This window comes from Pseudomonas muyukensis, assembly GCF_019139535.1.
Classification (GTDB): domain Bacteria; phylum Pseudomonadota; class Gammaproteobacteria; order Pseudomonadales; family Pseudomonadaceae; genus Aquipseudomonas; species Aquipseudomonas muyukensis.
The window spans coordinates 4,553,664-4,565,802 of record NZ_CP077073.1 but is presented as its reverse complement, the minus strand read 5'-3'; the positions used below and the strand labels follow the sequence as shown (position 1 = coordinate 4,565,802).

The following is a 12,139-nucleotide window of genomic DNA, read 5'->3' as shown; positions in this document are numbered from 1 at the left end:
TAACCCCCTGATTTTGTAGGGGTGGCGGGGTGATGGCATTTTTTTTTTGAAAATGCCCTCAAGCAACCCACGCAGACGACGATAACCATTACGAAGGTTCTCTAGGCCATACCCGGCGGATGCCAGGGCCGGAAGCCGCAGTACCCATCCAACGAGGATTTCGTCATGGCTTTAACTGTAAACACCAACATTGCTTCGGTTACTACTCAGGTTAACCTGAACAAGGCCAGCACCGCACAGACCACTTCGATGCAGCGCCTGTCTTCCGGCCTGCGCATCAACAGCGCCAAAGACGACGCTGCCGGCCTGCAGATCGCCAACCGCCTGACCAGCCAGATCAACGGCCTGGGCCAGGCAGTCAAGAACGCCAACGACGGTATCTCGATCGCCCAGACCGCCGAAGGCGCGATGCAGGCTTCGACCGACATCCTGCAGAAGATGCGTACCCTGGCTCTGTCCTCGGCCACTGGCTCCCTGAGCGCCGACGACCGTAAGTCGAACAACGACGAATACCAGGCTCTGACCGCTGAGCTGAACCGTATTTCCGCTACCACCACCTTCGGTGGCCAGAAGCTGCTGGACGGTTCGTACGGCACCAAGGCCATTCAGGTCGGCGCCAACGCCAACGAAACCATCAACCTGACTCTGGAAAACGTTGCTGCCAGCAACATCGGTTCCCAGCAGATCAAGAGCGTTGCTATGGCTCCGAACGCCGCTGGCGTTACCGCGGGCACCATCACCGTAACTGGTAATGGTCAGACCAAGGACGTAGCTATCGCTGCTGGCGATTCGGCCAAGACTATCGCTGCCAACATGAATGGCGCGATTGGTGGTCTGACCGCTACTGCCAGCACCGAAGTTAAACTGGGCGTTGATGCTGCTGCCATCGCCGGTGCTACCCCTGCTCAGGCTAACTTCGATCTGGAAGTTGGTGGTCAAACTGTCAAGATCATTGGTGTCACCAAGACTGCAGACCTGGCCGAACAGCTGAAGTCCAACGCAGCCAAGCTGGGTATCAGCGTCAACTACGACGAATCCAACGGTTCGCTGTCGATCAAGTCCGATACCGGTGAGAACATCAAGTTCAAAGCCGCTGATGCTGGTGCCCAGGCAGGTATCACTGCCAACACCCGCGCTGGCGACGGTACCTACGCTGCAGCCGGTACTGCTCTGACCGCTGCTGACATGGTCGCTACCGGTGCTGTATCGCTGGATTCCGCCAAGGGTTACGCTCTGAACGGTACCGGTGTTACCAACCTGTTCAGCGCAACTGCTGCCGCTTCGTCGACCAAGACCACCATCTCCAACACCGACGTCACCGACGCCACCAAGGCCCAAAACGCCCTGGCCGTTATCGACAAGGCCATTGGTTCGATCGACAGCGTCCGTTCGGGCCTGGGTGCTACCCAGAACCGTCTGACCACCACCGTCGACAACCTGCAGAACATCCAGAAGAACTCCACCGCTGCCCGCTCCACCGTGCAGGATGTGGACTTCGCTTCGGAAACTGCAGAGCTGACCAAGCAGCAGACCCTGCAGCAGGCTTCGACTGCGATCCTGTCGCAGGCTAACCAGCTGCCTTCCTCGGTCCTGAAACTGCTTCAGTAATTCAGGCGCCTGAGTAAGAGGTGGAAGGGCGCGTTTACGTGCCCTTTCGCCTTTTTGACATGAGGAGTTCGAAGCATGGACATGAGTGTCAAGCTGAGCCAGGTGTATCCTGCGGTGCCGCCCCAGCCGGTGGCTGCTGTAAAGGAGCCACTGGCGCCTGCCAAGGTGCAGGAGGCAGCGGCCGCGGACGACAAGCCGCATACCCGCGAGGACCTGGAGAAGGCGGTTGGCGAAATTCGTGATTTCGTCCAGTCGAGCCAGCGCAAGCTGGATTTTTCCATTGATGATTCCACCGGCCGGGTCGTGGTCAAGGTGATCGCCACCGAATCGGGTGACGTGATCCGCCAACTCCCGTCGGAAACCGCGCTGAAGCTGGCACAAAGCCTCAGCGAAGCTGGCAGCCTGCTGTTCGACGGCAAGGCATAGGCTGGCATGATTTTTGTTGCTGTCGATCTTTTGAGGGATTTTTCCGCCAAGGATCCGGCAGCCACCGTACAAGGAGAGCAATGATGGCAGGTTCAACAATCAGCGGTATCGGTTCGGGCATCGATACCCAGGCGATTGTGAAGTCCCTGGTGGACGCGCAAAAGGCGCCGAAGCAGGCACAGATCAATACCCAGACACTGAAGGCAACCACCACATTGTCCTCGATCGGTAAGATCCAGGCGGCCCTGGATGCCTTCCGTGGCGCGTTGACCAGCATGACCAACGACAACAGCTTCGGCGGTTTGGCATTGAAGTCTTCGGATGAGAAGGTCGCCACCATTACCGCTGGCGCGGGCGCAGCCAATGGCTCGTTCAGTCTGCAGGTGGAAAAATTGGCGTCTGCTTCCAAGGTGTCCACCAAGGTGTATGCCGGTGGTGCGAATAGCGTGGTCAATCCCGGCACCACGGCAACCACGCTGACCATCACCCAGAATGGCAAGGGGCATGATGTCAGCGTCCCTCCGGGGGCCACGTTGCAGCAAGTGCGCGAGGCGATCAACAGCCAGTTCGGGACCGCCGGCTTGAGTGCTAACGTGCTGACCGATGCCTCGGGTTCGCGCTTGGTGATCACCTCCAGCAAGATGGGCGTTGGCTCCGATATCACCCTGTCGGGCAATTCTGGTCTTGATACTGGTTATACCGTTGTGGAAACGCCGCAAAATGCCAAGTACACGCTTGATGGCATTGCCATGGAGTCCAAGACCAACGATATCAGTGACGCGGTGAGCGGTCTGAATATCAAGTTGGTCGGTGTCTCTCCCAAGGAAAAGGATAGCGAAGCCTTGGTCAAGACCACGCTGTCGTTGACCACCAGCACCACTGCTCTGAAGTCGGGCCTGAAGGGTTTTATTGACAGCTATAACGCATTGATGAAGGTGGTCAATGCGGAAACCCGGGTGACCAAGAACGCCGATGGCACCATGACGCCGGCGGCGCTTACAGGGGATGCCTCCATGCGTGCCCTGGTATCGTCGATCCGTGAAGAGATGAACGCACTGTCCGGTAACGGCGTGATGAAGTCTCTGGCCGCATTCGGCGTCACTTCGTCCCAGGACGGTGGCATGCTGAGCCTGGACGACAAGAAGTGGGACAAGGCCGCGGCCACCAATGCCGCCGACCTGACCAGTATCTTCAATGGCAAGGACGGCATGCTCGCTCGCCTACAGAAAGTCACCGAGCCTTATGCCAAGGCCAGCACCGGTACCCTTGCCGAGCGTTCTAAAACGCTGTCCGAGAGCCTGACCAAGCTCAAGACCGAGCAGGACACCCTCGATGCACGTATGGAAGCCCTGCGGGTCAGCTTGCAGGACAAGTACAACAACATGGATACCCTGGTCTCGCAGTTGCGCCAGCAGCAGAACAACGTGCTGGGCACGCTGAATGCGCTGAACAACGCCAAGAACGACAAATAATCCGTGAACGTCGCGTGAAGTCCGGGCATGATGCCCGGCTTCATGTCATCGGCCGGTAAAGTTTTTCGCCGCCGGCCCGATACAGGGACTATCGAACCTACCGTTTTTGCCCGTCACGAGGTCGCAAGATGAATCCCATGAGAGCCCTTCGTCAGTACCAGAAGGTCAATTCCCATGCCCAGATTTCCGAAGCAACGCCCCATCGCCTGGTGCAGATGCTGATGGAGGGTGGGCTCGATCGCATGGCCCAGGCCAAAGGTGCGCTGGCCCGTGGCGACATCGCTGAAAAAGGCCTGATGCTGGGCAAGGCGATCGACATCATCATCGGTTTGAACGACGGCCTCGATGCGCAGAAAAGCCATGATCCGGCCTACATCGAGCAGCTGTCGAGCCTGTACGCCTACATGACCAATCGCCTGATGCAGGCTAACATCGACAACGACCCGGCGATCATCGACGAGGTCGCGCAACTGCTGATCACCGTCAAGAGCGGCTGGGATGCGATTGCCGATGCACAGCCGGTCGGCTGAGGAGGCAGGATGAGCAGCGAGCTGCAACGTTTCGAAGCAACCCAGGACGCCTTGCGCGATGCCTTGGCCGCGCGCGACTGGGAAGCCATTCGCACGCTCGACGAGAGCTGCCGCACCTGCATCGACGACATGCTCAGTGCGCCGAGCCTCGACGAGGCGCTGGTCAAGGAGCGGCTGGAAGGCTTGCTGGCGGTCTATCGCGACCTGCTCGACGCCACCATCGGTGAGCGCCAGGCGATCGCCGATGAGATGACCCAGATCAAGCAAGCAAAGAATGCTTCGAAGGTTTACCATTTATTCAGTTAAGATGCACCGAACTGAGTAAGAGGCGCCATAAATTTGACTGTTACAGTCTTTTTGACTTTACTAGTGGCTGTTTTCGAAATTCAGACGTCCGAACACTGACCATTCAGTCGGAATGATGTCGTGCACGCCTTCGGGCGCCGATATGACTAGGGAAGTTGCTATTGCATGTGGCGTGAAACCAAGATTCTCCTGATCGATGACGACAGCGAACGCCGCCGCGATCTGGCGGTGGTCCTGAATTTTCTCGGCGAAGAAAACCTTTCTTGCTCCAGCCAGGACTGGCAGCAGGTGGTCGAAGGTTTGTCTTCCAGCCGTGAAGTGCTGTGTGTCCTGATCGGGACCGTAAATGCGCCAGCCAGCGTGCTGGGGCTCCTAAAGACAGTGGCGGGGTGGGATGAGTTCCTTCCGGTGCTGCTTTTGGGTGAAATTTCTTCCGCGGAGTTCCCCGAGGACCTGCGCCGTCGCGTGCTCTCCAACCTGGAGATGCCACCCAGCTACAGCCAGCTGCTCGATTCGCTGCACCGTGCCCAGGTCTATCGCGAGATGTACGACCAGGCCCGCGAGCGTGGTCGCCAGCGCGAGCCTAATCTGTTCCGCAGCCTGGTCGGCACCAGCCGTGCCATCCAGCATGTGCGGCAGATGATGCAGCAGGTGGCCGACACCGACGCCAGCGTGTTGATTCTCGGCGAATCCGGTACCGGCAAGGAGGTGGTGGCGCGTAACCTGCACTACCACTCCAAGCGTCGCGAAGCGCCGTTCGTGCCGGTCAACTGCGGGGCGATCCCGGCGGAGCTGCTCGAGAGCGAGCTGTTCGGCCACGAGAAGGGCGCCTTCACCGGGGCCATCACCAGCCGCGCCGGGCGTTTCGAGTTGGCCAATGGCGGTACCCTGTTCCTCGACGAGATCGGCGACATGCCGCTGCCGATGCAGGTCAAGCTGCTGCGGGTATTGCAGGAGCGTACTTTCGAGCGCGTGGGCAGCAACAAGACCCAGAGCATCGACGTGCGCATCATCGCCGCGACGCACAAGAACCTCGAGACCATGATCGAGGACGGCACCTTCCGCGAAGATTTGTATTACCGGCTGAACGTGTTCCCCATCGAGATGGCGCCGCTGCGTGAGCGGGTGGAAGACATCCCGCTGCTGATGAACGAGCTGATCTCGCGCATGGAGCACGAGAAACGTGGGTCGATCCGCTTCAACTCTGCCTCGATCATGTCGCTGTGCCGTCACGGCTGGCCGGGCAATGTGCGCGAGCTGGCCAACCTGGTGGAGCGCATGGCGATCATGCATCCGTACGGGGTGATCGGGGTCGCCGAGCTGCCGAAGAAGTTCCGCTACGTCGACGACGAGGACGAGCAACTGGTCGACAGCCTGCGCTCCGACCTCGAGGAGCGCGTGGCGATCAACGGGCATGCGCCGAACTTCGCCAACCATGCGATGCTGCCGCCCGAAGGGCTGGACCTCAAGGATTACCTTGGCAGCCTGGAGCAGGGCTTGATCCAGCAGGCGCTGGATGATGCCAACGGCATCGTTGCGCGCGCCGCCGAGCGCCTGCGCATCCGTCGCACCACGCTGGTGGAGAAGATGCGCAAGTACGGCATGAGCCGCCAGGGTGGCGAGGAGCAGGCTGACGAGTGATGGGCTGGCGGCTGCGCAGGTTTGCGCGTGCCTTGAGCGGCCTTGTGTCGCGAAAGGGGCGCGCGGCGGCATCGGCTCAGCGCTGTAATCAGGGGGCACTGCGCGGCCCCTGGATTACTCGCACAGAAACCAGGCCGGCTCAGACCCATGCTCCTTGAGCCTGATCAACAACCCGCCCGACAACTTTCCTTTATCCCCATCTCCGGCACGGCTATTGCTACACCGCAGGCAACATACCGTTTTTATGACGGTCAGCCATGCGAGAGAGCACGATGCCCCAGGCCGCCCACCGTTCCCCAGCCCCCGATCCGCGCGGGCATACCCCGCTCGAGCAGGAAAGCCGGCAGGGGCTTGAGCAGGCGTTCGCCCTGTTCGATCAGGTTTCCAGCCAGCTGAGCCAGTCCTACAACCTGCTCGAGGCCCGGGTCAGCGAGCTCAAGGGTGAGCTGGCGGTGGTCAGCGGCCAGCGCATGGCCGAGCTGGATGAGAAGGAGCGCCTGGCCAATCGCCTGCAGAACCTGCTCGACCTGCTGCCCGGCGGGGTGATCGTGATCGATGGCGATGGCTATGTGCGCGAGGCCAACCCGGCGGCCTGCGAATTGCTCGGCGAGCCGTTGCTCGGCGTGCTCTGGCGGCAGGTGATCGCCCGCAGCTTTGCGCCGCGCGAGGACGATGGCCACGAGGTTTCCCTGCGCGACGGGCGCCGCCTGTCGATCGCCACGCGCTCGCTGGATGCCGAGCCCGGCCAGTTGGTGCTGCTCAACGACTTGACCGAAACCCGTCGCCTGCAAGATCAGCTGGCGCGCCATCAGCGCTTGTCGTCGCTGGGGCGCATGGTGGCTTCGCTGGCCCACCAGATCCGCACGCCGCTGTCGGCCGCGATGCTCTACGCCAGCCACCTGGCTGACCCTGCGCAGGACCTGCCGGGGGAAACCCGCCAGCGCTTCGCCGGCAACCTCAAGGAGCGCCTGCACGAGCTCGAGCACCAGGTGCGCGACATGCTGGTGTTCGCCCGCGGCGAGCTGCCGCTCAATGACCGGATCAGCCCCAAGGCATTGTTTCAGGCCTTGCAGCAGGCGGCGCAAGCCCATGTCCAGGGGCATGCGGTGCGTTGGCAGTGCGATACCCAGCTGGGTGAGGTGCTGTGCAATCGCGATACCTTGGTCGGCGCCATGCTCAACCTCATCGAGAATGCCTTGCAGGCCAGCGCCGAGCCGGCGCGGCTGAAAGTGCACCTGCTGCGCCGCGAGGGGGTCTTGCACCTGTGTGTCAGCGATGCTGGCAGCGGAATCGATGCGCAGTTGCTGGAGCGCGTGGGCGAACCCTTCCTGACCACCAAGGCCACCGGCACCGGCTTGGGCCTGGCGGTGGTCCAGGCCGTGGTTCGCGCCCATCGTGGCGAGTTGCGCCTGCGTTCGAAGCTTGGCCGCGGTACCTGTGTGACGGTGGTACTGCCACTGTTCGAGGCGCGTGAGGAGAGGGGGTGATGAGTATCAAGGTGCTGCTGGTCGAGGATGATCGTGTGTTGCGTCAGGCCCTGGCCGATACCCTGGAGATCGGCGGGTTCGCCCACCGTGCCGTCGGCAGCGCCGAAGAGGCGTTGCGGGTGGTGGATGAAGAGGCCTTCGCCCTGGTGGTCAGCGATGTCAACATGCCGGGCATGGACGGCCATCAGTTGCTGGCGCAACTGCGCCGCCAGCAGCCGCAGTTGCCGGTGTTGCTGATGACTGCCCATGCCGCGGTGGAGCGGGCGGTCGATGCCATGCGCCAAGGCGCTGCCGATTACCTGGTCAAGCCATTCGAGCCCAAGGCCCTGCTCAGCCTGGTGGCGCGGCATGCCGTGGGCGCCGCGGAAGAGGAGGGGCCGGTGGCCTGCGAGCCGGCCAGCCGGCAATTGCTGGAGCTGGCCGTGCGCGTTGCGCGCAGCGATTCCACGGTACTGATTTCCGGTGAGTCGGGCACGGGCAAGGAAGTGCTCGCCCGCTATATCCACCAGCAGTCGCCGCGCGCGGGCCAGGCCTTCGTCGCGATCAACTGCGCGGCGATCCCCGACAACATGCTCGAGGCCACACTGTTCGGCCACGAGAAGGGCGCATTCACCGGCGCCATCGCCGCCCAGGCGGGCAAGTTCGAGCAGGCCGATGGCGGCACCTTGCTGCTGGACGAAATTTCCGAAATGCCGCTGGGCTTGCAGGCCAAGCTGCTGCGCGTGTTGCAGGAGCGCGAGGTCGAGCGGGTTGGTGGGCGCAAGCCGATCGTGCTGGATATCCGGGTGCTGGCCACCACCAACCGCGACCTGGCCGGCGAGGTCGCGGCGGGGCGTTTTCGTGAAGACCTCTACTATCGCCTGTCGGTATTCCCCATGGCCTGGCGGGCACTGCGCGAGCGGCCTGCCGATATCCTGCCGTTGGCCGAGCGCCTGCTGGCCCGGCATGTGGCGAAGATGCGCCATGCCCGGGTAACCCTGTCTGCCGATGCGCGCGCCTGCCTGCAGGCCTACGCCTGGCCGGGCAATGTGCGTGAACTGGACAACGCCCTGCAGCGGGCGTTGATCCTGCAGCAGGGCGGCGTCATAGAGGCGGCGGATTTCTGTCTGGCTGGCGCCATTCCATTGTCGTCGCCGAAAGTGGCCACTACTTCGCCATTATGCGTCGATACGGCTGCCGGGGCGGGGGCTGAGGTGGGCGGCCTGGAGGATGACATGCGTCGTCACGAGTTCCAGATGATCATCGACACCCTGCGCGCCGAACGCGGGCGCCGCAAGGAAGCTGCCGAGCGCCTGGGGATCAGCCCGCGCACGCTGCGTTACAAGCTGGCGCAGATGCGTGACGCCGGCTTCGATGTCGAGGCCAGCCTGTTCGGCTGAAGCACTGTTTTGAATAGTCCCTGGGCTGGCTGGCACTCCTCTTGCTAGTTCCAGCTCATTCGCTGCATGAGTGTCAAAAAAATGCGGCCGCCGGAGAGAGAAGTCCATGACCCAAGGTGTTGAATTCAATCGTCTGATGTTGGACATGCGTGCCATGCAGGCCGATGCCATGTCCCTGCCCAAGGCCGCTGCCGCGCCCGAGCTGGCGCCAGGGCAGAGCAGCTTTGCCGACATGCTCGGCCAGGCCATTGGCAAGGTGCATGAGACGCAGCAGGCGTCCACCCAGCTGGCCAACGCCTTCGAGATCGGCAAGAGCGGGGTCGACCTGACCGACGTGATGATCGCCTCGCAGAAAGCCTCCGTGTCGTTCCAGGCCCTGACCCAGGTGCGCAACAAGCTGGTACAGGCGTACCAGGACATCATGCAGATGCCGGTATAAGGGCGAGAGTGAGTCATGGCCGAAGCAGTCGTCGATAACGCCCCCGCCAAGAGTGGCCCGCCAGCAGCCAAGCCGCCGCTGTTCGGCATGTCGTTCCTGGAAAACATCTCGCAGATGCCCATGCTGCGTCAGGTTGGCCTGCTGGTCGGCCTGGCCGCGAGCGTGGCCATCGGCTTTGCCGTGGTGCTCTGGTCGCAGCAGCCGGATTACCGGCCGCTGTACGGCAGCCTGGCAGGCATGGACACCAAGCAGGTGATCGATACCCTGGCCTCGGCCGACATTCCCTACCGCGTGGAGCCCAACTCCGGCGCGCTGCTGGTCAAGGCCGACGACCTCTCCCGTGCGCGCCTGAAACTCGCCGCTGCCGGCGTGGCCCCCAGCGACGGCAACGTCGGCTTCGAGCTGCTCGACAAGGACCAGGGGCTGGGTACCAGTCAGTTCATGGAAGCCACCCGCTACCGCCGTGGCCTGGAAGGCGAGCTGGCACGTACCGTTTCGAGCCTGAACAATGTCAAGGCTGCCCGTGTGCACCTGGCGATTCCGAAAAGCTCGGTGTTCGTCCGTGACGAACGCAAGCCGAGCGCCTCGGTGCTGGTCGAGCTGTACCCGGGCCGCGCCCTGGAGGCCGGCCAGGTGATGGCCATCGTCAATCTGGTGGCGACCAGCGTGCCGGAATTGGACAAGTCCCAGGTGACCGTGGTCGATCAGAAGGGCAATCTGCTCTCCGACCAGTTGCAGGACACCGCCCTGACCATGGCCGGCAAGCAGTTCGACTACAGCCGCCGCATGGAAGGCCTGCTCACCCAGCGCGTGCACAACATCCTGCAGCCGGTGCTGGGCAACGATCGCTACAAGGCCGAGGTGTCGGCCGACGTCGATTTCAGCGCCGTCGAATCCACCTCCGAGCAGTTCAACCCGGATCAGCCGGCCCTGCGCAGCGAGCAGTCGGTCAACGAACAGCGTGCCAGCAGCCAGGGCCCGCAGGGTGTGCCGGGCGCGCTGAGCAACCAGCCACCGGCCGGTGCCTCCGCGCCTGAGAATGCCACGGCTGCCGCCACCCCGGCCGGTGCCATCCAGCCAGGTCAGCCGCTGGTGGACGCCAACGGCCAGCAGATCATGGACCCGGCCACCGGCCAGCCGATGCTGGCGCCGTACCCGAGCGACAAGCGCCAGCAGAGCACCAAGAACTTCGAGCTGGACCGTTCCATCAGCCACACTCGCCAGCAGCAAGGTCGCCTGACTCGTCTGTCGGTGGCGGTGGTGGTGGACGACCAGGTCAAGCTGGATGCCGCCAGCGGCGAAGCCACCCGCACCCCCTGGGGGGCCGAGGACCTGGCGCGCTTCACCCGCCTGGTGCAGGACGCGGTGGGCTTCGATGCCAGCCGCGGCGACAGTGTCACCGTGATCAACGTGCCCTTCGCCGCCGACCGTGGCGACGAGCTGGGCGACATTCCGTTCTACTCGCAGCCGTGGTTCTGGGACATCGTCAAGCAAGTGCTGGGCGTGCTGTTCATCCTGGTACTGGTGTTCGGTGTGCTGCGTCCGGTGCTCAACAACATCACAGGTGGCGGCAAGCAGGCGGCCACGGACAGCGACATGGAGCTGGGCGGCATGATCGGTCTGGATGGCGAACTGGCCAACGACCGCGTCAGCCTGGGTGGCCCGACAAGCATTCTGTTGCCAAGCCCCAGCGAGGGTTACGAGGCACAGCTCAACGCAATCAAGGGCCTGGTGGCCGAAGACCCGGGCCGCGTGGCCCAGGTCGTGAAAGAGTGGATCAACGCCGATGAGTGACAATCGAGCCATTACCGCCAAGCTGAGCCGCGTCGACAAGGCGGCCATCCTCCTGCTCTCGCTCGGCGAGACCGATGCCGCGCAGGTGCTGCGCCACATGGGGCCCAAGGAAGTGCAGCGGGTCGGTGTGGCCATGGCGCAGATGGGCAACGTCCATCGCGAGCAGGTCGAGCAGGTGATGAGCGAGTTCGTCGAGATCGTCGGCGACCAGACCAGCCTGGGTGTCGGCTCCGACGGCTATATCCGCAAGATGCTCAACCAGGCGTTGGGCGAGGACAAGGCCAACGGCCTGATCGACCGCATCCTGCTCGGTGGCAACACCAGCGGCCTGGACAGCCTCAAGTGGATGGAGCCGCGCGCGGTGGCCGACGTCATCCGCTACGAGCACCCGCAAATCCAGGCCATCGTGGTCGCCTACCTCGACCCCGACCAGGCCGGTGAGGTGCTGAGCAATTTCGACCACAAGGTGCGCCTGGACATCGTCTTGCGCGTGTCGTCGCTCAACACCGTGCAACCGGCTGCGCTCAAGGAACTGAACCAGATCCTCGAGAAGCAGTTCTCGGGCAACTCCAACGCCGCGCGTACCACCCTGGGTGGCATCAAGCGCGCCGCCGACATCATGAACTTCCTCGACAGCTCGGTGGAAGGTGCGCTGATGGACGCGATCCGCGAGATCGACAGCGACCTGTCGGAGCAGATCGAAGACCTGATGTTCGTCTTCAACAACCTGGCCGATGTCGACGACCGCGGTATCCAGGCGCTGCTGCGCGAAGTGTCCTCGGACGTGCTGGTGGTGTCGCTCAAGGGCGCCGACGAGCGGGTCAAGGACAAGATCTTCAAGAACATGTCCAAGCGTGCGTCCGAACTGCTGCGCGACGACCTGGAGGCCAAGGGGCCGGTGCGGGTCAGCGACGTGGAAACGGCGCAGAAGGAAATCCTCACCATCGCCCGCCGTATGGCCGAGGCCGGCGAGATCGTGCTTGGCGGCAAGGGCGCCGAGGAAATGATCTAAGCCAGCGACTGGTGACACTGTGGAAGCGGCCTTGTGTCGCGAAAG

General features: G+C 62.8%; 11 protein-coding genes. All 11 read left to right on the top strand.

All coding sequences use genetic code 11. The features are described 5' to 3' along the window. The first annotated feature begins 165 nt into the window (after positions 1–165). The 11 genes from KSS95_RS20080 (at position 166) to fliG (ending at position 12,094) form a co-directional block, all read left to right on the top strand. Positions 166–1,608, top strand: a complete 1,443-nt coding sequence (locus KSS95_RS20080) for a flagellin N-terminal helical domain-containing protein (RefSeq protein WP_217849029.1) — start codon at positions 166–168, stop codon at positions 1,606–1,608. Between the two features lie 75 nt (positions 1,609–1,683). Further along, on the top strand, positions 1,684–2,034 hold the full coding sequence (locus tag KSS95_RS20075; protein ID WP_217849027.1) for a flagellar protein FlaG: 351 nt from the start codon (positions 1,684–1,686) through the stop codon (positions 2,032–2,034). A gap of 83 nt (positions 2,035–2,117) precedes the next feature. After that, positions 2,118–3,506, top strand: coding sequence for a flagellar filament capping protein FliD (fliD, locus tag KSS95_RS20070; protein WP_217854045.1), 1,389 nt, complete (start codon positions 2,118–2,120; stop codon positions 3,504–3,506). Between the two features lie 128 nt (positions 3,507–3,634). Then, a complete protein-coding gene (fliS, locus tag KSS95_RS20065) occupies positions 3,635–4,036 on the top strand; it encodes a flagellar export chaperone FliS (protein WP_217849025.1) in 402 nt (133 codons plus the stop codon). Between the two features lie 9 nt (positions 4,037–4,045). After that, positions 4,046–4,342 carry a flagellar protein FliT gene (gene fliT, locus KSS95_RS20060; protein ID WP_217849023.1) on the top strand — a complete coding sequence of 99 codons (297 nt, stop codon included), beginning with the start codon at positions 4,046–4,048 and terminating at the stop codon, positions 4,340–4,342. Between the two features lie 165 nt (positions 4,343–4,507). After that, positions 4,508–5,983, top strand: a complete 1,476-nt coding sequence (fleQ, locus tag KSS95_RS20055; RefSeq protein ID WP_217849021.1) for a transcriptional regulator FleQ — start codon at positions 4,508–4,510, stop codon at positions 5,981–5,983. 272 nt (positions 5,984–6,255) lie between these two features. Then, positions 6,256–7,470, top strand: coding sequence for a sensor histidine kinase (locus KSS95_RS20050; protein ID WP_217854044.1), 1,215 nt, complete (start codon positions 6,256–6,258; stop codon positions 7,468–7,470). Then, the gene (locus KSS95_RS20045) at positions 7,470–8,849 is read left to right on the top strand and encodes a sigma-54-dependent transcriptional regulator (RefSeq protein WP_217849019.1); all 1,380 of its coding nucleotides are present in this window, start codon (positions 7,470–7,472) and stop codon (positions 8,847–8,849) included. Before KSS95_RS20050 ends, KSS95_RS20045 begins: the two co-directional genes overlap by 1 nt. A 106-nt stretch (positions 8,850–8,955) precedes the next feature. Continuing rightward, entirely contained in the window at positions 8,956–9,288 is a 333-nt protein-coding gene (gene fliE, locus KSS95_RS20040; RefSeq protein WP_217849017.1) for a flagellar hook-basal body complex protein FliE, read from the top strand. Positions 9,289–9,303: 15 nt separating this feature from the next. After that, entirely contained in the window at positions 9,304–11,082 is a 1,779-nt protein-coding gene (fliF, locus tag KSS95_RS20035; RefSeq protein WP_217849015.1) for a flagellar basal-body MS-ring/collar protein FliF, read from the top strand. Next, the gene (gene fliG / locus KSS95_RS20030) at positions 11,075–12,094 is read left to right on the top strand and encodes a flagellar motor switch protein FliG (protein WP_028692791.1); all 1,020 of its coding nucleotides are present in this window, start codon (positions 11,075–11,077) and stop codon (positions 12,092–12,094) included. Before fliF ends, fliG begins: the two co-directional genes overlap by 8 nt. Positions 12,095–12,139 lie beyond the last annotated feature (45 nt).

Coding starts and splice junctions, on each gene's coding strand:
- fleQ (WP_217849021.1), top strand. CDS start 4,508: ATGTGGCGTGAAACCAAGATTCTCCTGATCGATGACGACAGCGAACGC.
- KSS95_RS20075 (WP_217849027.1), top strand. CDS start 1,684: ATGGACATGAGTGTCAAGCTGAGCCAGGTGTATCCTGCGGTGCCGCCC.
- fliF (WP_217849015.1), top strand. CDS start 9,304: ATGGCCGAAGCAGTCGTCGATAACGCCCCCGCCAAGAGTGGCCCGCCA.
- KSS95_RS20080 (WP_217849029.1), top strand. CDS start 166: ATGGCTTTAACTGTAAACACCAACATTGCTTCGGTTACTACTCAGGTT.
- KSS95_RS20045 (WP_217849019.1), top strand. CDS start 7,470: ATGAGTATCAAGGTGCTGCTGGTCGAGGATGATCGTGTGTTGCGTCAG.
- fliE (WP_217849017.1), top strand. CDS start 8,956: ATGACCCAAGGTGTTGAATTCAATCGTCTGATGTTGGACATGCGTGCC.
- fliS (WP_217849025.1), top strand. CDS start 3,635: ATGAATCCCATGAGAGCCCTTCGTCAGTACCAGAAGGTCAATTCCCAT.
- fliD (WP_217854045.1), top strand. CDS start 2,118: ATGGCAGGTTCAACAATCAGCGGTATCGGTTCGGGCATCGATACCCAG.
- fliT (WP_217849023.1), top strand. CDS start 4,046: ATGAGCAGCGAGCTGCAACGTTTCGAAGCAACCCAGGACGCCTTGCGC.
- KSS95_RS20050 (WP_217854044.1), top strand. CDS start 6,256: ATGCCCCAGGCCGCCCACCGTTCCCCAGCCCCCGATCCGCGCGGGCAT.
- fliG (WP_028692791.1), top strand. CDS start 11,075: ATGAGTGACAATCGAGCCATTACCGCCAAGCTGAGCCGCGTCGACAAG.